The 16,070-nt window shown below is 60.1% G+C and carries 20 protein-coding genes; 9 read left to right on the forward strand and 11 right to left on the reverse strand.

The annotated features are described in order from the left end of the window. Positions 1–17: 17 nt before the first annotated feature. The 4 genes from ACM6IT_RS11225 to ACM6IT_RS11240 form a co-directional block, all read right to left on the reverse strand. Positions 18–209: a PLD nuclease N-terminal domain-containing protein gene (locus ACM6IT_RS11225; RefSeq protein ID WP_046042941.1), complete on the reverse strand. Its 192-nt coding sequence runs from the start codon at positions 207–209 to the stop codon at positions 18–20. An 80-nt stretch (positions 210–289) separates the two neighbouring features. Beyond that, positions 290–820, reverse strand: a complete 531-nt coding sequence (locus ACM6IT_RS11230; RefSeq protein WP_414918010.1) for a hypothetical protein — start codon at positions 818–820, stop codon at positions 290–292. Between the two features lie 154 nt (positions 821–974). Beyond that, positions 975–1,493 carry an ankyrin repeat domain-containing protein gene (locus tag ACM6IT_RS11235; protein ID WP_223459068.1) on the reverse strand — a complete coding sequence of 173 codons (519 nt, stop codon included), beginning with the start codon at positions 1,491–1,493 and terminating at the stop codon, positions 975–977. 97 nt (positions 1,494–1,590) lie between these two features. Next, positions 1,591–3,429 carry a long-chain-acyl-CoA synthetase gene (locus tag ACM6IT_RS11240; protein ID WP_414918011.1) on the reverse strand — a complete coding sequence of 613 codons (1,839 nt, stop codon included), beginning with the start codon at positions 3,427–3,429 and terminating at the stop codon, positions 1,591–1,593. A 383-nt stretch (positions 3,430–3,812) separates the two neighbouring features. Here ACM6IT_RS11240 and ACM6IT_RS11245 point away from each other — a divergent pair, with 383 nt between their 5' ends. Next, positions 3,813–4,091: a DUF3509 domain-containing protein gene (locus ACM6IT_RS11245; protein WP_414914664.1), complete on the forward strand. Its 279-nt coding sequence runs from the start codon at positions 3,813–3,815 to the stop codon at positions 4,089–4,091. Between the two features lie 46 nt (positions 4,092–4,137). On the opposite strand, the gene mtnC is transcribed toward ACM6IT_RS11245, so the two are convergent. The 5 genes from mtnC to aroC are packed head-to-tail and all read right to left on the reverse strand — an operon-like array spanning position 4,138 to position 8,281. Further along, entirely contained in the window at positions 4,138–4,821 is a 684-nt protein-coding gene (gene mtnC, locus ACM6IT_RS11250) for an acireductone synthase (RefSeq protein ID WP_414914663.1), read from the reverse strand. Between the two features lie 4 nt (positions 4,822–4,825). After that, positions 4,826–5,371 (reverse strand): 1,2-dihydroxy-3-keto-5-methylthiopentene dioxygenase, encoded by a 546-nt coding sequence (locus ACM6IT_RS11255; RefSeq protein ID WP_056721834.1) that lies wholly within the window; start codon positions 5,369–5,371, stop codon positions 4,826–4,828. Between the two features lie 20 nt (positions 5,372–5,391). Then, the gene (locus tag ACM6IT_RS11260; protein WP_414914662.1) at positions 5,392–6,012 is read right to left on the reverse strand and encodes a methylthioribulose 1-phosphate dehydratase; all 621 of its coding nucleotides are present in this window, start codon (positions 6,010–6,012) and stop codon (positions 5,392–5,394) included. After that, positions 6,009–7,160 carry an MFS transporter gene (locus tag ACM6IT_RS11265; protein ID WP_414918012.1) on the reverse strand — a complete coding sequence of 384 codons (1,152 nt, stop codon included), beginning with the start codon at positions 7,158–7,160 and terminating at the stop codon, positions 6,009–6,011. The genes ACM6IT_RS11260 and ACM6IT_RS11265 overlap by 4 nt, the downstream gene beginning before the upstream one ends. A gap of 29 nt (positions 7,161–7,189) precedes the next feature. Beyond that, positions 7,190–8,281: a chorismate synthase gene (aroC, locus tag ACM6IT_RS11270; RefSeq protein ID WP_007974902.1), complete on the reverse strand. Its 1,092-nt coding sequence runs from the start codon at positions 8,279–8,281 to the stop codon at positions 7,190–7,192. Between the two features lie 83 nt (positions 8,282–8,364). On the opposite strand from aroC, the gene ACM6IT_RS11275 reads away from it, so the two are divergent. After that, entirely contained in the window at positions 8,365–9,363 is a 999-nt protein-coding gene (locus tag ACM6IT_RS11275; RefSeq protein ID WP_056721827.1) for an alpha/beta hydrolase, read from the forward strand. Between the two features lie 88 nt (positions 9,364–9,451). Then, complete coding sequence (locus ACM6IT_RS11280; protein ID WP_414918013.1) at positions 9,452–10,243, forward strand: hypothetical protein; 792 nt, start codon at positions 9,452–9,454, stop codon at positions 10,241–10,243. A gap of 45 nt (positions 10,244–10,288) precedes the next feature. On the opposite strand, the gene prmB is transcribed toward ACM6IT_RS11280, so the two are convergent. Next, on the reverse strand, positions 10,289–11,197 hold the full coding sequence (gene prmB / locus ACM6IT_RS11285) for a 50S ribosomal protein L3 N(5)-glutamine methyltransferase (RefSeq protein ID WP_414918014.1): 909 nt from the start codon (positions 11,195–11,197) through the stop codon (positions 10,289–10,291). A 238-nt stretch (positions 11,198–11,435) separates the two neighbouring features. On the opposite strand from prmB, the gene ACM6IT_RS11290 reads away from it, so the two are divergent. The 5 genes from ACM6IT_RS11290 (at position 11,436) to ACM6IT_RS11310 (ending at position 14,213) form a co-directional block, all read left to right on the forward strand. Continuing rightward, positions 11,436–12,026, forward strand: a complete 591-nt coding sequence (locus tag ACM6IT_RS11290) for a cysteine hydrolase family protein (RefSeq protein WP_056721821.1) — start codon at positions 11,436–11,438, stop codon at positions 12,024–12,026. 131 nt (positions 12,027–12,157) lie between these two features. Then, on the forward strand, positions 12,158–12,478 hold the full coding sequence (locus tag ACM6IT_RS11295) for a hypothetical protein (RefSeq protein WP_008048404.1): 321 nt from the start codon (positions 12,158–12,160) through the stop codon (positions 12,476–12,478). Between the two features lie 78 nt (positions 12,479–12,556). Continuing rightward, positions 12,557–13,114: a Smr/MutS family protein gene (locus ACM6IT_RS11300; RefSeq protein WP_414918015.1), complete on the forward strand. Its 558-nt coding sequence runs from the start codon at positions 12,557–12,559 to the stop codon at positions 13,112–13,114. Positions 13,115–13,191: 77 nt separating this feature from the next. Next, complete coding sequence (gene folE, locus ACM6IT_RS11305) at positions 13,192–13,737, forward strand: GTP cyclohydrolase I FolE (protein ID WP_007988130.1); 546 nt, start codon at positions 13,192–13,194, stop codon at positions 13,735–13,737. A 104-nt stretch (positions 13,738–13,841) separates the two neighbouring features. Continuing rightward, positions 13,842–14,213, forward strand: coding sequence for a glutathione S-transferase N-terminal domain-containing protein (locus ACM6IT_RS11310; protein WP_056721816.1), 372 nt, complete (start codon positions 13,842–13,844; stop codon positions 14,211–14,213). 116 nt (positions 14,214–14,329) lie between these two features. Here ACM6IT_RS11310 and ACM6IT_RS11315 read toward each other — a convergent pair whose 3' ends face one another. Further along, positions 14,330–15,496, reverse strand: coding sequence for a PLP-dependent aminotransferase family protein (locus ACM6IT_RS11315; protein WP_414918016.1), 1,167 nt, complete (start codon positions 15,494–15,496; stop codon positions 14,330–14,332). 82 nt (positions 15,497–15,578) lie between these two features. Here ACM6IT_RS11315 and ACM6IT_RS11320 point away from each other — a divergent pair, with 82 nt between their 5' ends. Continuing rightward, positions 15,579–16,025, forward strand: a complete 447-nt coding sequence (locus ACM6IT_RS11320; protein ID WP_414918017.1) for a MarR family winged helix-turn-helix transcriptional regulator — start codon at positions 15,579–15,581, stop codon at positions 16,023–16,025. Positions 16,026–16,070: the final 45 nt, after the last annotated feature.

Consider the following 16,070-nt stretch of genomic DNA (forward strand, 5'->3'; position numbering starts at 1 on the left):
GGTTCAGTGTCGCCTGCTCAGAGTTTGACGTTGCCCCGCGGCCCGGCGATGGCCCAGATGATCAGTCCCAGTACCGGCAACAGCGCGATCAGCAGTACCCAGAGGATTTTCATCCCGGTCTCGGCACTGCTTTTGAAGACGTTGATGATGGCCCAGATGTCCAGGACAAAAATGATCAAGGCAACCAGGCTGTTGAACGTGGAACCCATGGTGACGCTCCCAAAGAGTGATATGCCCCCTCAGGATAGACGCTCGTCGCGAGGATTCCTTTTTATTGACAGTGTCTGGGTCAGACGTGGATCGCCACTTTCAGGGCTTCCAGGGATGGCGCGGCTGCGATGCCCGCTTCTGCGCACAATTCCAGCACCCGTGGCACGTCATTGCCGTAGACCAGGACCACCTGCAATTCGTCATCGAGCAACTGGCTGAAATTCATCAGCGTGTAGCCACCATTTTCCTTGTTCATGCTACTCATCTGCACCTGGATGCGGTTGAGCGCGGTCAGGGCTTCGGTCTTGGCCAGTTGCTTGGGCTTGAGATTGAACTCCACCCCTGGGCCGAATGAGGCGACGATCTGGGCGAACAGGTCCATGTAGGTGTCAGCCTGGAACAGTACCGTTTCCGGTAGGCTGCCAACCACCACCCATTCACCCAGCGGGATCGGGAAGGTTTCGTCGTAGTTGATGTCCGGATTGGCGCTCAGAAAAGCATCCTGATCGGCGTATGCCTGGGCCGCTTCGTCCGCAACCTTGAGGATTTCGTCTTCGCCCATGCACCCGGAGCTGATTTTGCTGATGAGTTCGACGAGTGCGGCTTTCATGGGGAGGATCCTGTAGCGAGGTGAATTTTGAGGGCGCGAAGGATACCGCAAGGATAGATTCGAATGCCCAAAAAAGATCGCAGCCTTCGGCAGCTCCTACATTGAGTGGCGTACACCCGTAGGAGCTGCCGAAGGCTGCGATCTTTTAAAGCAATCAGCCAATCAGCTTCTCAAGCTGCGCAACGGTATCGGAAGCGCCCATGGTTTTAGCCGCCTCCAGCGCGGTGATGCCATTGGCGTCCTTGGCTTTCGGGTCGGCGCCCTTGCTGATCAGGTAGTCGACCACTTCGACGCGGTTGAACATTGCCGCCATCATCAGCGCCGTGCGGCCATCGAAGGACGAGCCTTCCACCTGGGCGCCGCCGTCGACCAAGGCCTTGATCACCGCCAGGTCGCCCTTGAAGGCGGCGCCGGCAATCGGGCTCTGGCCGTTGTCGTTGCGGATCTCCGGGTCGGCCTTATGCTCCAGCAGGACTTTTACCGTGTCCACGTGACCGTGATACGCGGCCAGCATCAGCAAGGTATCGCCCTTGTGGTTACGCAGGTTCGGCGGTAAACCCTTGGTCAGCAGCGCGGCCATCATCGCCGCATCGCCCTCCCGTGCCTTGTTGAATACCTGTTCGGTGAATTCGGCGGCTTCTTCGGGGGTCATCTGGCGGCTTTTGTCTGACATTGGGCACTCCCTTTTCTGTCATTCGTAAAAGCCGACAGTTTCCCGAGCGCCCCCGGCACTGTCACTTGTTTTTTCTCATGGGCCGCCATAGCCAGATTCAATAGCGGTACTTGCCGTCGTGAATGTCGGACAACAACTGCTCCGTGACCTGCACGTAAGTCTGCGTCCCCGGCAGCCAGGCATAGATCGGATCATCGCCGGTTTTACCCGGGTCGAAGGCCTCGTCCTTGAGTCGGGTCTTCTGATATTTGAACGTCCCGGTGGTTTCCATTTTCACTTTCACCCGCAGGAACAACGGCACCGCATAGGCCGGCATTTGCTCGCGGGCGAAGGCCAGCAGCTCGCTGAAATCCAGGGTTGCCAGGGATTCGGCCGGGGTAATCGCCGCCATCCCGGCCCGGCCATTGGTGTTGCGGATTTCCACGCCATAGGCCACGGCTTCGGAAATAAGCGGGTGTTGCAGGAGGATGTTTTCGACCTCCGTGGTCGAGACGTTTTCGCCCTTCCAGCGGTAGGTGTCGCCCAGGCGGTCGACAAACTGCGCATGCCCAAAGCCGATGTTGCGCAACAGGTCGCCGGTGTTGAAGTAGCGGTCGCCCTTTTCGAACACATCCTCAAGCACAACCTTGGCGGTTTTCTGCGGATCGGTGTAGCCGTCCAGGGGTGCCTTGTCGTCGATTTTTGCCAGCAACAACCCCTGCTCGCCCTTGGCGACCTTGCGCATCAGGCCATTGGCCTGACGAATCGGCGCGCCGCTGTCGTGGTCGTACGCAACCAGCTCCCAGGACATCAGGGAAAAACCGATGGTGTTGTCGAAATTGAGAATATTGGTGAAACCGATGTTGCCGTCGCTGGCGGCGTACAGCTCGCAGATGTGATTGACCGCAAAGCGGGTCTTGAACTCGTTCCAGGCGCCGGGCCGCAAGCCGTTGCCGATCATTTTCTTCACATCGTGCCGGCTGTCGTCGGCGCTGGACGGTTGATCGACCAGGTAGCGGCACAATTCGCCGACATAACCGATGGTGGTCGCCCGGTACTTGCGCGTATCGTTCCAGAACTGACTGGCGCTGAATTTGCGGCGGATGGCGAACCCGCTGGCACCACTGACGGCCGAACCCCAGCACACGCAAAGGCCCGTGGCGTGGTACAGCGGCAAAGTGCAATAGACGACATCGTCGGGGCGCATGTCCAGGGCGATCATGCCGAAGCTCGCCGAACTGCGCATCCAGCGTCCGTGCTTGAACACGCCCGCCTTGGGCAACCCCGTGGTGCCCGAGGTGTAAATATAAAAGCAGGGATCATCAAAGAAAATCTGCCGGCTGCTGGCCGGGTTGTCGCTGCCATCGTCGAGACTGACGGTCATCAGGTTGATGAAACCTTCAGGCGCGATACCCGGTTGGCGCGAGGTGTCCTGATCGGCGACGAACCAGGTTCGGTCAGCCTTGATCGACACCCGGTCACGCACTCCGAGGTACGCCGGGACCAACTCCTCACCGACAATGATCGCCGCCGGCGCCACCAGATTCACACTGTGCACCAGGGTGTCGCGGGTCTGGGAGGTATTGAGCAGCGCACTGATTGCGCCGACCTTGGCCACCGCCAGTATGGTCACCAGCAGTTCCGGGCGATTCTCGATGAAGACCGCCACCACATCCCCCTTGCCGATGCCTTGGCCGATCAGGTGATGGGCGATGCGATTGGCCCATTGGTTGACCTCGGAGTAACTGAGCGTTACGTCGCCTTGCAACAGCGCCGGGCCATCCGGGTTACGCAACGTGGCTTGCTCGAAACTCCAGCCCAAACCACACGCTTGGGTCGGGTCCTTGACGTTGGCGGCCTTCATGCCCTTCACCACCCGGGGGATGGCCTTGGCAATGGAAGGCAGCTTGCGGAGCATCATGCCCCAGGTAATCGTGTCGTTCGACGTGCGACTCATGTTGCTCCCGTTCGATCTTTTTATTGTCGGGCTGCGATGACTGAGCCCGAAAATACGTCAACGGTTCTTGAGCTGTACACGCGGTTTTTGAAATGTTTTGTATCTGCGATCTTGATCCGCGATCTTGATCTGCGATCTTGATCCGCGGTTGATACAGGGCCAATCGTGAACCCTCGCACACGCAATGGTTCCATCGAATCGCCGAGCGACCGCGCAAAATGCAGGATGCACGATGGCCGTTCATGCAGAATGCACGAAAGCAAAAATCACCAACGATACTAACTTGTTGTTTTATATATTAATTTATAGAAAACCAAGGCTGGCACAATCACTGCAACCCTCTCCGTATGCTTGCCATTCAAGAGCTAACGGAGCTGAAAGACATGAACCTGATTCAGGAAAAATTTTCGTCCCTGTTCTCCAACTTCGACGTCACCACCCAGGCCCGCCCTGACGGTGGGATCCTGCTGACCCTCAGCGGCGGCGAAGGCAAAGTGTTCAAGCGTTCGATTTCCTACCAGCAGTTGCACAATGGCGACCAACTGACGTGGGTCATCAGTGCGATTCGCCGCGACCTCGCCGAACAAGCCAGTGAACTGCCGCAGATTTCCATGCTGCAGAGCCAGCAACGGTTTGCGCTGCCGACCTATCACTCACTGTAAAAAAATGTGGGAGCGGGCTTGCTCGCTCCCACAGGTTTTGTGGTGTTTAGAAATTAGCAGGATCGATCCGCGCAAAGCTGTCCACGGTGACATGCCCTGCCAGTTCTCCGCCCTCACGGGCCAGCCCGCATGTGGCCATCCCCGCCGTGCGCGCCGCGTCGAGTTCTTCGACGATGTCCGACAGAAACAGGATCTGCCCCGCCTCAAGGTTGATCGCCTGGCTGATGTTGGCGTAGGACTGCGCCTCGCGCTTGGGGCCCGAAGTGGTATCGAAATAGCCGCTGAACAGCGGCGTCAGATCCCCTGCCTCCGAGCAGCCGAAGATCAACCGCTGGGCCTGGATCGAGCCGGACGAGTAAACAAACAGTTGAAAGCCGTCCCGATGCCAGCGCTTGAGTGCGTCAACGGCGTCCGGGTACACATGCCCCTTCAACTGCCCGGCCTGATAGCCCTGTTCCCAGACCATGCCCTGCAACGCCTTCAACGGCGTGGCCTTGCGGTCTTCAGCGATCCAGCCCAACAGGATCTCGATGACCCGCTCGACGTCGGCGTTCGGTTCGTTGCCGTCGCGGCGCACGGCAGCCAGTTGCTCTGCTACATCGGCGCGTTCGGCGTGCTGACGGACAAATGCCGGCAAGTGTTTGGCAGCGTAGGGAAACAGCACGTCGAACACAAAACTCACCGCGCTGGTGGTGCCTTCGATGTCGGTGAGAATCGCTTTGATCGGCATCGACTCAGTCCTCCAGGCGCGGGAATTGGCTGGCGATGTCTTCGCCGGTGAAATTGGCTACCCAACCTTCCGGGTTGTTGAACAGACGGATCGCGACGAAATGCGGATGCTCGCCCATGTCGAACCAGTGCTTGGTTCCGGCTGGCACCGAGATCAGGTCGTTTTTCTCACACAGCACCGCGTAGACGTAATCGTCGATGTGCAGGGTAAACAGGCCACGGCCAGCGACGAAAAATCGTACTTCATCTTCGCCATGGCGATGTTCGTCGAGGAACTTGGCACGCAGTTCGGCTTTTTGCGGGTGATCGCTGTTGAGGCTGATCACGTCGACAGTGACGTAACCGTGCTCGGTCATCAGCTTGTCGATCTGCTCCTGGTAGGCGGCGATCACTTCTTCCTGGCTGGCGCCCGGCTGGATCTTCGCCGCCGCTTGCCAGCGGTCGAAACGAACGCCCTGCTCGGCCAGGGTCGAGGCGATGTCTTCGAAATGGGTCAGCACCTTGTTGGGGATTTCGGGACTGGAAACGTGATAGACGGACAGGCTGCTCATCTGGGCAACTCCTTAACGGTTCATGCTTTAAAGAGCGAGCGCATCTTCAACTCGCACTCGAACAAAAATTCAAAGGCCTCGATCTGCCGCAGGGCATCGCTCATGCGCGCGCCCCAGGTGTACAGGCCATGGCCGCGAATCAGGTAACCGACGCAATCGGGATGGGCGTCGAGCCAAGGCTGCACCTTGGCGGCCAGGCGCGCAATGTCCTGGTCGTTGTCGAAAATCGGCACGTGCACCCGGGATTCGTGGGTCGTCACACCGCTGAAGGCCTTTTGCAGTTCGTAGTCTTCGAACTCGATGAAGTCTTGCGACGTCAGGCGCGACAGCACGGTGGCGTTCACCGAGTGGGTGTGCAGCACCGCACCGATCTCCGGGCGCCAGCTGTAGAGTTGGGTGTGCAGCAGGGTTTCGGCGGACGGTTTCTTGCCCGGCTCCAGGCTGTTGCCCGACAGGTCGGTGGCCAGCACATCGTCCATGCCCAGTTGCCCCTTGTGCTTGCCGGAGACGGTCAGCAAGGCTTCGGTCGGCGACAGGCGGGTCGAGTAATTGCTGCTGGTGGCCGGCGACCAGCCGCGGCCATACAGAAAACGCCCGGCGTCGATGATTTCCTGGGCGAGTTGTTCACGGGTAAGGCTCATGGCCTGTCCTCTTGCATACGTGTGGCAATGATAACGGCAGCCGCGACGGCTGCGAGACTGGCAATACTAAAGGTCCATGCCGCGCCGAGGGCATTCCAGCTGTAGCCGGAATACAAAGCGCCCAACGCACCGCCGGTGCCGGCCAACGCGGCATACAGCGCCTGGCCCTGGCCTTGCTGGCGCGCGCCGAAGCTACGTTGCACGAATGAAATGGCAGCGGCGTGAAAGCTGCCGAATGTCGCCGCGTGCAGTACCTGGGCAAACAGCAGCACCCAAAGGAATTCGGCCAACGACCCGAGCAGCAACCAGCGTAACGCCGCCAGCAGAAAACTCGCCATCAGCACCCGGCGCAAGGAAAACCGCGCGAGGATCTTGCTCATGGCCAAGAACATCAAAACTTCAGCGACGACGCCAACCGCCCAGAGCATACCGATCACGCCCCGGCTGTAACCCAGGTGCTCAAGATGCAGCGTCAAGAACGTGTAATAAGGCCCGTGGCTCATCTGCATCAGCGCCACGCAGCCGTAAAACGCCAACACACCGGGGTTGCGCAGTTGCTGGAGGAATCCCTCCCCGGTCAACCGTTCACCCTGAATCGGTTGCGCGTTAGGCACCCACAGACTGCTGACCACGATGCCGACCAGGATCAGCACCAGCGCCGCCGGGTAGATGTCCAGGCTCAGCCATTCGAACAAACGGCCCAGCGCGACCACGGTGATGATGAAACCGATCGAGCCCCACAGGCGAATCTGGCTGTAGCGCGAGGTCTGGCCCTGCAAGTGCGCCAGGGTGATGACTTCGAACTGCGGCAACACCGCGTGCCAGAAGAACGCATGCAAGGCCATGACCATCGCCAGCCAGGCGTAGGTCTTGCTGACGAAAATCAGCGAAAAGGTCAGCAGCGTGCACACCGCGCCGAAGCGCACGATGGCCAGCCGCCGACCGGTGTAGTCGCCCAGCCAGCCCCAGATGTTCGGCGCCACGCAGCGCATCAGCATCGGGATCGCCACCAACTCGCCGATGCGCGCGGCGCTGAACCCCAGGTGATCGAAGTACAGCGCCAGAAACGGCGCTGTCGAACCGAGCAAGGCAAAATAGAACAGATAGAAACTGGAGAGCCGCCAGTACGGGAGCGCCGCAGTCGCCATCAGACGGCTGCGACCATGATGTCAGCCATTTACAGCTGACCCAGCACCGGCGTGCTCACACGCACATCGGCGTTCTGCCCACGGTGGCGCAGCAGGTGATCCATCAGCACGATGGCCATCATCGCCTCGGCAATCGGCGTGGCGCGGATGCCCACGCACGGATCGTGACGGCCCTTGGTGATCACTTCCACCGGGTTGCCATGGATGTCGATGGAACGGCCCGGTGTGGTGATGCTCGATGTCGGCTTCAGCGCCAGGTGCGCAACGATGGGCTGACCGGAGGAAATACCGCCGAGAATACCGCCCGCATTGTTGCTGAGGAAACCTTCCGGGGTCATTTCATCGCGGTGCTCGGTGCCACGCTGGGCGACACTGGCGAAACCGGCGCCGATTTCCACGCCCTTGACCGCGTTGATGCTCATCAGCGCATGGGCCAGTTCGGCGTCGAGACGGTCGAAGATCGGCTCGCCCAGGCCCGGCATCACGCCTTCGGCGACCACTGTAATCTTCGCGCCGACCGAGTCCTGGTCCCGGCGCAACTGGTCCATGTAGGCTTCCAGTTCCGGCACCTTGTCCGGGTCCGGGCTGAAGAAGGCGTTCTGCTCGACCGATTCCCAGGTCTTGAACGGGATTTCAATCGGCCCCAGCTGGCTCATGTAGCCGCGAATGACGATGCCCTGGCTGGCCAGGTATTTTTTCGCAATCGCACCGGCCGCGACGCGCATCGCGGTTTCGCGGGCCGAACTGCGGCCGCCGCCGCGATAATCACGCTCGCCGTACTTGTGGTGGTAGGTGTAGTCGGCATGGGCCGGGCGGAACAGATCCTTGATCGCCGAGTAGTCCTTGGACTTCTGGTCGGTGTTGCGGATCAACAGGCCGATGGCGCAACCGGTGGTGCGGCCTTCGAACACGCCGGAGAGGATTTCGACTTCGTCGGCTTCCTGGCGCTGGGTCGTGTGGCGGCTGGTGCCGGGCTTGCGGCGGTCCAGGTCACGCTGCAGATCCTCAAGGGATATCTCCAGCCCCGGCGGGCAGCCATCGACAATGGCGACCAACGCCGGGCCATGGCTTTCGCCCGCGGTGGTGACAGTGAACAGCTTGCCGTAGGTATTGCCGGACATGCAGGACGCTCCGTGAAATGAACCTGAATACGTAATGCGCGCCAGTATACGCAGGCTACCCAAGTAGTTCATCCTCGAACCTTATGGGTGCCTGTGAGTCCAACCGGCATCTTCTGGATGATGGCGCGATGATGCTGCGAGTTCTAGCCTTGAGCCTTACAATGATTTCCGGCTTCGCCCAGGCGACTGTCCTGCAACGACCGATCACCCTGGATACCGGCACCGGCGAGCTTTTCGGCTCGCTGTTACTGCCAAAATCCGACAATCGAGTGCCGGTTGTGCTGATCATTTCCGGTTCCGGCCCTACGGACCGTGACGGAAACAACACCGACGGCGGGCGCAATGACAGCCTCAAGCGTCTGGCCTGGGTGCTGGCCAAACACAACATCGCCAGCGTGCGCTACGACAAGCGCGGCGTGGCCGCAAGCCTGGCGGCAACCCCGGATGAACGCAATCTGACGGTGGACGCCTATGTGGCCGACGCTCAGGCCTGGGGCCGCAAGCTCAAGACCGATCCGCGTTTCGGCCAGTTGATCGTGCTGGGTCACAGCGAAGGCGCCTTGATCGCCAGCCTCGCTGCGCCGGACATCGATGCCGACGCGGTGATTTCTGTCTCGGGCAGCGCAAGGCCAGTGGATCAGGTCATTCGCGAGCAACTGGGCAATCGCCTGCCACCACCGTTGATGCTGCGCAGCAATGAATTGCTCGACAGCCTCAAGGCCGGGAAACCCGACGACAATGTGCCGCCACCCTTGCAGGCGATTTTCCGCCCGAGCGTGCAGCCTTACCTGATTTCCCTGTTCCGCCAGGACCCGGCCACCGCATTTGCCAAGCTGAAGATGCCAGCACTGATCATCCAGGGCAGCAACGACATCCAGGTCGGCGTCAATGACGCAAGGCTGCTCAAGGCGGCCAAACCGGACGCCGAACTGGCGCTGATCGAGGGCATGAACCACGTCATGCGCATCGTGCCCAACGACGTCAAACGCCAGATGGCCTCCTATAAAGACCCGCAGTTACCCCTGGCGGCGGAACTGGGCACGCGAATCCTCGGTTTTATTGACGGACTTCGCGCCAGTTAACCTCCAGTCTTGAAAAAAACGGCCGATAAGCCTTTGTCGCCAACACATTGGTTGGCGACAAGCTGAGCTTGGACAGGATCTCGCCGTTATGACTGACACCCAGACTTCACCCGACACCAGCGCTGAAAAAGACGCACCGCCAGCGGTCGAGCTACCTTGGGCGGACGTCCACGTCGAGCACCACAAGATGCTCCGTCTGGCGCCGCTGCAGACTGACCGCAACACTGGCGGGCGCCCGTTGCGCTTTGTCGAATTAGGCTATGCCGAGCGCAACGACAAGGCGCACAGCCTGATGCGCATGAGCATCACCCTGCCCGGCCAGCGCGTACGCAAGGAGCAGAATCATCTGGACGTGTGGGTCGATCACGCCGAAAAACGCGTGAATTTCGGACCGGAAAGCGGATTGCAGATTGAACCGCTGAACCGTGGCATTGGCCGCTACATGGCGGCCCAGGGCATCAACTGGGCAAAGAAGCGCTGGCCGACCTACACCGTCGACGGCTTTGACCTGAACAACAAGGATGCACTGAACGAAGACACCCGCTTGCGTCGCGATCATTTTTTGCGCGTGCATGGGTTCGACGTGGTGTATGCCGATGCCCAGCATTTGAAAGGCAGCGTCAAGGCGGTCAAGGTCGGCGACCTCTCTGGCGAGTGGAACAGCGAAAAACTGCAGGTCGTGGAAATTCTCGAGGCGGCGCAGATGCTCCAGCAAGCCGAGCAGAACCTGGCCGAGCAGGAAGTCAAACTCAAGAAACACGAAGAGAAAGTCAGCAAGTACAAACGCGAAGACGCCGGGCTGCGATTCACCATCACCTGCCTGGTGGCGTTTGCGGTGTTTCAGGCCGGGTTGTTGATCTGGATTGCCACGCACCGGTAAATCAAAAGATCGCAGCCTTCGGCAGCGATCTTTTGCGTTTAAAGGTCAGACGCGAGAAACGAACAACGCCTGATGCTCCCGGCACTGCTGCGCGCTGAGCATGAACACACCATGGCCGCCACGCTCGAACTCCAGCCAGGCGAAGTCCACTTCCGGGTACAGCGCCTCGACGTGCACCTGGCTGTTGCCCACTTCGACAATCAGCAAGCCCTTCTCGGTCAGATGATCCGCCGCCTCGGCGAGCATGCGTCGCACCAGGTTCAAACCGTCATCACCGCAGGCCAGGCCCAGCTCCGGTTCGTGCTGGTATTCGTCCGGCATGTCGGCGAAATCTTCTGCGTCGACATAGGGCGGGTTCGACACGATCAGGTCGAAACGCTGACCCGGCAAGCCTTCGAAGCCGTCGCCCTGCACCGTGTACACACGCTCATCGACACCATGGCGCTCGATGTTCTGGTTGGCCACTTCCAGCGCTTCGAACGACAGGTCGGCCAGCACCACTTCGGCATGCTGGAACTCGTAGGCGCAAGCGATGCCGATGCAGCCGGAGCCGGTGCACAGGTCGAGAATTCGCGCCGGCTCGTTGGCCAGCCACGGGGTAAAACGATTTTCGATCAGCTCGCCAATGGGTGAACGCGGGATCAGCACGCGCTCATCGACGATGAACGACATGCCGCAGAACCAGGCCTCACCCAGCAGGTAAGCGGTCGGCACCCGATCTTCGATGCGGCGCTTGAGCAAAAGCTGCAGGTGAACCACTTCGTCTTCTTCCAGATTGCAGTCGAGATAGCTATCGGCGATTTCCCACGGCAGGTGCAGCGCGCCCAACACCAATTGCCGGGCTTCGTCCCAGGCATTGTCGGTACCGTGGCCGAAAAACAGATCCTCCCCATGGAAGCGGCTGACGGCCCAACGGATATGGTCACGCAGGGTGCGAAGGCGGGAAGTGATCACGACGGCAAACTCCAGAAAAATCGACGGGGGATTCTACCAGTCAAACGACGTCACGACGACGCGGGAAACCACCGATTCAAATGTAGGAGTTATCCATTTTTTCGCCAGGCTATTGAACAAAACGCGACTATTGACAAGGCTACAGGCCAGCAACGACGGCACCTGTGATCGTAGCCATTCACAGAACCGCTCAGCCAGAGGACAATGGCGCAAAAGCCCCACTCCAAGGAGCCCCAGAATGTCTGTTCCAAAAACGATGTTTCAACTCAGTGGCCGCGGTTATGCAGCGGCCAATCTGAGCCATGCCACGCTGGTCATCATCGATGCCCAGAAAGAATACCTCAGCGGTCCCCTGGCCCTGAGCGGCATGGATGAAGCTGTCGCGAACATCAAGCAATTGCTTGCCGCTGCCCGCGCCGCCGGCCGGCCGATCGTGCATGTCCGCCACCTCGGTACGCTCGGCGGGTTGTTCAACCCCCAGGGCGTAGGTGGTGAGTTCATTCCGGGCCTGGAGCCACAGAGCGATGAAACCGTCATCGGCAAATTGCTGCCAAGCGCGTTTCACGGCACCGAACTGGCACAACGCCTGGAAGACCTCGGCGCCCTTGACCTGATCGTCTGCGGCTTCATGAGCCACTCCAGCGTCAGCACCACGGTGCGTGCCGCCAAGAACCTGGGCTTTCGCTGCACCCTGGTGGAAGACGCCTGCGCCACCCGCGACCTGCCTTACAAGGGCGGCGTGCTCAGTGCCGCACACGTTCATCAGACGGAAATGGCGATCATGGGCGACAACTTCGCCACCCTCGCGCTGACCCGTGAACTGATCTGATCGACGCTCAATGAGCGGCATGGAACGCCGCTCATCCGCAAAAGCCTCCCATTTGCCGTAATTGTCTTAGCCTCAGGAACATCCCGGTCAACTCCCGGTCGAAGGGCCGATACCCATTGAGGAAGGTCGGAATGAAGTTATCCGATGGTTTTGACGCTCGCCGCTTGCGGCCCAAAGGCCAAAGCAACTGGCGATTTCGAATCGGCGCGACGTTCGCAGCGTTGCTGGCGATGTGTGGCGTATTGCTCGCCATGGCCGGTGCCGCCAGCCTGCTCGGCCACGCACCCGCCCTGGGTGAATTGAACACCAGCCGCACCGGTGCCGCCGTGATCCTGGCGATCGGCCTGTTCGTGCTGTACCTCGGTGTCTGGTTATGGCGCCGTTGCCGTCGTCGCTCGCGGCAGTCGCGGGAACTGGCCATGTCCCCGCACCTGATGAAAAAACACGACTGAGCCTGGCGTCGCGCGCGTTTTTGTCGCGCCCGATTCGCTTCGAGTTGGGTAAACTGGCCGCCCTTCGCGGAGGCTGACATGCAAAACGACGATTTTTCCCTGTTCAAAAGCGCGATCCAAGGCGTCAAGCCGATCAAGCACGATCGCGCCGAAACCGGCAAACCCAAGGCTGACCGCGCGCAGATTGCCAAGCTGCGTCAAGCGGCGACCGTACGCACCGAATCCACCACCGTCGACGGGCTGTCCGATCAGTTCGTCATCGACGTCGGCCCTGAAGACGAGCTGATGTGGGCCCGCGATGGCGTGCAGGAAAGCCAGATGCGCAAGCTCAAGGTCGGGCAGATTCCGTTCGAAGGCAGCCTCGACCTGCACGGCATGAGCGTGGAAAAGGCCCGGGAAACCCTCTGGGCGTTCCTGGCCGAAGCCACCAGATTCGAAATCCGCTGCGTGCGCGTCACCCATGGCAAGGCCGTGCGACTGGACGGCAAGCGGCCGATGATCAAAAGCCACGTCAACACCTGGCTGCGCCAGCATCCACAGGTGCTCGGCTTCACCTCGTGCCAGGCCAAACACGGTGGTGCCGGCGCGGTTTATGTGATGCTCAAACGTACCATGATGGAAGGTCGCGACGAGTAAAGCTGACGCGTCACGCTTGCAGCGTCGTGTCCGTCACCGTACCCTTGCCCTTTGCGTAAAATCCCACAGGTAGTTTCATGTCCCTGGAACAGAATTACACGGCGATCCTCGGCCAGCTCGGCGAGGACGTTTCCCGCGAAGGCCTGCTCGACACGCCAAAACGTGCCGCCAAAGCCATGCAGTACCTCTGCCGCGGCTATGAACAGACACTGGAAGAGGTCACCAACGGTGCCCTGTTCAGCTCCGACAACAGTGAAATGGTGCTGGTCAAGGACATCGAGTTGTACTCGTTGTGCGAACACCACCTGCTGCCGTTCATCGGCAAGGCTCACGTCGCCTACATCCCGAGCGGCAAGGTCCTGGGCCTGTCGAAAGTGGCGCGGATCGTCGACATGTACGCCCGTCGCCTGCAGATCCAGGAAAACCTCAGCCGCCAGATCGCCGACGCGGTCCAGCAGGTTACCGGTGCCTTGGGCGTCGCGGTGGTGATCGAGGCCAAGCACATGTGCATGATGATGCGCGGTGTGGAAAAGCAGAATTCGACGATGATCACCTCGGTGATGCTCGGAGAGTTCCGTGAAAACGCCGCCACTCGCAGCGAATTCCTCAGCCTCATCAAGTAATTCGCGGCACGAAGAAAACCGGCATTCATCGCCGGTTTTTTTTCGCCTGCAAAAAATCAGGTAAGCTGCGCGCCCTTCTTCATTCGCACCGTGAGGCTTTCAACGTGTTCGTAAAAGCGCTTCGTGTCGGCCTTGGCCAACTGATCATCTTCATCGACTTCATCACCCGCCCAGGCAAGAAGCAGCGTCCGGCGGAAGTTCAGGCACAGGTCAACTCGGCTGCCAAGGGCCTGACGCTGTATCAATTCCACGCCTGCCCGTTCTGCGTGAAGACCCGCCGCACCTTGCGCCGCCTGAATGTGCCGGTGGCACTGCGTGATGCGAAGAACAACGAACAGGATCGCCAGACCCTGCTCGAGCAAGGCGGCAAGATCAAGGTGCCGTGCCTGCGCATTGAAGATAATGGCCAGACCACCTGGATGTATGAGTCCAAGGTGATCATTGATTATCTGGACAAGCGTTTCGCGGCGGCCTGATGTTTTTGTGGTGATCTGACTGACGCCTTCGTCGGAACGCCGCCCGGAGCAAGCCCGCACAGGCACCGCAAATCCCGGACAAAAATAAACCGGCCCTCGCGCCGGTTTATTTGTTTTCACGCTGCTTTTGCGGCCTGGGCAGCACGCACCACCGCCGCCAACCGCTCGATCCCTTCATCCAGCCGCGCCGGATCAATGTGGCTGAAGTTCAACCGCAGATACCCCGGATGATTATCCGGCTCGGGGAAGAACGGTTCGCCCGGCATGAACGCCACGTCGTTGGCCAGCGCGGCATTGAGCAAGGTGCGGGTGTCGTGCGGCTGCTTGAGTTTCAACCAGAAAAACAGCCCGCCCTGCGGCACGTTCCAGTCCGCCAGATCCGAGAAGTGCGTTTCCAGCGCAGCCTGAAATGCATCCCGACGCCCCCGATAAAAGTCGCGCAACCCACTACGGTGTTGCTGGTATTTCTCGGTGCCAATCCATTGCAACGCCTGCCACTGGCCGACCCGATTGGTGTGCAAATCCGCCGACTGCTTGAGTTTCAACAAATGGGGAAACAAGTCCGGGCTGGCGATCAGGTAGCCGACGCGCAAACCCGGCAACAGGGTTTTCGATACGGTCCCGGTATAGATCCAGCTGGCCTTCTTCAAGCGGCTGACAATCGGGGTGGCGCTGCCACCGTCGAAGGTCAGTTCGCGGTAAGGCTCGTCTTCAATCAGTGTCACGCCGAATTCATCGAGCAACGCCGCCACCGCGTCGCGCTTGGCTTCGCTGTAACGCACCGCCGATGGATTCTGGAAGGTCGGGATCAGGTAGATGAAGGCCGGACGGTGTTGCTCCAGCCGAGCGCGTAGCTCCGTCAGGTTCGGCCCGTCGGCCTCCAGAGGCACGGTCAGGCAATCGGCGCCGAACAGCTGGAAAATCTGCAACGCCGCCAGATAAGTCGGCGCCTCGAGCAGGATTTCGGTGCCCTTGTCGATGTACAGCTTGGCCGCCAGGTCGAGGGTTTGCTGTGAGCCGCTGACCACCAGCACCTGGCTTGCCTCGCACGGCACTCCCAACGCTCGCGCCTCGGCGGCCAGCGCTTCACGCAGCGCCGGCTCGCCTTCGCTCATGCCGTATTGGCCCATGGAAACCGGCATCCGGGCCCAATCGACCTTCGGCAACATGGCTTCGGCCGGCAGGCCGCCGGCAAACGACATCATCTGCGGACGTTGGGCCGCGGCGAGGATTTCACGGATCAAAGAACTTTTAAGGCGCGAGACACGTTCGGAAAAAGCCATGGGGATCACCGGTAGCGAGGCATGTGAAAAATGAGTCAAACTTGTTGACTGAAATTACGCCTCCCCGAACGGATACGTCAATATGCTTGACCTTAAAAACCCGCTTTCCCAGCAGCAGGCCATGGAAGCGTTTTTCTTCGGCTACCAGGCCTTCACCGCCAAGGCCGATGAAATGCTCGAACGTCGCGGCCTGAGCCGGGTGCATCAGCGCATCGTGTTTTTCATCGCCCGCTATCCGAACCTGAGCGTCAAGGAACTGCTGGCGTTGCTCGGCGTGAGCAAGCAGGCGTTGAACATGCCGTTGCGGCAATTGCTGGAGATGCATCTGGTCGAGAGCGTCGCACCCGAAACCGACAAGCGTAAGCGCCTGCTGGAGTTGACCGCCGAAGGCGCGCGGTTTGAACAGATGCTGCGGCGCGAGCAGGTGAAATTGCTGGAGCGGGTGTTTGCCGAGGCCGGGGAGACGGCGGTGAATGGGTGGCTGGCGGTGAATCTGGCGTTGGGGGAAAGCCAGGCGCATACCGACTGAATCATTCTGCCTGCTGATTTTGATGCTGACTGATCCGGCCTCTTC

Source organism: Pseudomonas sp. IT-P4, from assembly GCF_949767755.1.
Classification (GTDB): Bacteria; Pseudomonadota; Gammaproteobacteria; order Pseudomonadales; family Pseudomonadaceae; genus Aquipseudomonas; species Aquipseudomonas monachiensis.

What these genes read in the sequence shown, in the direction of transcription:
- ACM6IT_RS11225 (WP_046042941.1), bottom strand. Translation starts at nt 209, where the DNA reads ATGGGTTCCACGTTCAACAGCCTGGTTGCCTTGATCATTTTTGTCCTG.
- ACM6IT_RS11230 (WP_414918010.1), bottom strand. Translation starts at nt 820, where the DNA reads ATGAAAGCCGCACTCGTCGAACTCATCAGCAAAATCAGCTCCGGGTGC.
- ACM6IT_RS11235 (WP_223459068.1), bottom strand. Translation starts at nt 1,493, where the DNA reads ATGTCAGACAAAAGCCGCCAGATGACCCCCGAAGAAGCCGCCGAATTC.
- ACM6IT_RS11240 (WP_414918011.1), bottom strand. Translation starts at nt 3,429, where the DNA reads ATGAGTCGCACGTCGAACGACACGATTACCTGGGGCATGATGCTCCGC.
- ACM6IT_RS11245 (WP_414914664.1), top strand. Translation starts at nt 3,813, where the DNA reads ATGAACCTGATTCAGGAAAAATTTTCGTCCCTGTTCTCCAACTTCGAC.
- mtnC (WP_414914663.1), bottom strand. Translation starts at nt 4,821, where the DNA reads ATGCCGATCAAAGCGATTCTCACCGACATCGAAGGCACCACCAGCGCG.
- ACM6IT_RS11255 (WP_056721834.1), bottom strand. Translation starts at nt 5,371, where the DNA reads ATGAGCAGCCTGTCCGTCTATCACGTTTCCAGTCCCGAAATCCCCAAC.
- ACM6IT_RS11260 (WP_414914662.1), bottom strand. Translation starts at nt 6,012, where the DNA reads ATGAGCCTTACCCGTGAACAACTCGCCCAGGAAATCATCGACGCCGGG.
- ACM6IT_RS11265 (WP_414918012.1), bottom strand. Translation starts at nt 7,160, where the DNA reads ATGGCGACTGCGGCGCTCCCGTACTGGCGGCTCTCCAGTTTCTATCTG.
- aroC (WP_007974902.1), bottom strand. Translation starts at nt 8,281, where the DNA reads ATGTCCGGCAATACCTACGGCAAGCTGTTCACTGTCACCACCGCGGGC.
- ACM6IT_RS11275 (WP_056721827.1), top strand. Translation starts at nt 8,365, where the DNA reads ATGGGTGCCTGTGAGTCCAACCGGCATCTTCTGGATGATGGCGCGATG.
- ACM6IT_RS11280 (WP_414918013.1), top strand. Translation starts at nt 9,452, where the DNA reads ATGACTGACACCCAGACTTCACCCGACACCAGCGCTGAAAAAGACGCA.
- ACM6IT_RS11290 (WP_056721821.1), top strand. Translation starts at nt 11,436, where the DNA reads ATGTCTGTTCCAAAAACGATGTTTCAACTCAGTGGCCGCGGTTATGCA.
- ACM6IT_RS11295 (WP_008048404.1), top strand. Translation starts at nt 12,158, where the DNA reads ATGAAGTTATCCGATGGTTTTGACGCTCGCCGCTTGCGGCCCAAAGGC.
- ACM6IT_RS11300 (WP_414918015.1), top strand. Translation starts at nt 12,557, where the DNA reads ATGCAAAACGACGATTTTTCCCTGTTCAAAAGCGCGATCCAAGGCGTC.
- folE (WP_007988130.1), top strand. Translation starts at nt 13,192, where the DNA reads ATGTCCCTGGAACAGAATTACACGGCGATCCTCGGCCAGCTCGGCGAG.
- ACM6IT_RS11315 (WP_414918016.1), bottom strand. Translation starts at nt 15,496, where the DNA reads ATGGCTTTTTCCGAACGTGTCTCGCGCCTTAAAAGTTCTTTGATCCGT.
- ACM6IT_RS11320 (WP_414918017.1), top strand. Translation starts at nt 15,579, where the DNA reads ATGCTTGACCTTAAAAACCCGCTTTCCCAGCAGCAGGCCATGGAAGCG.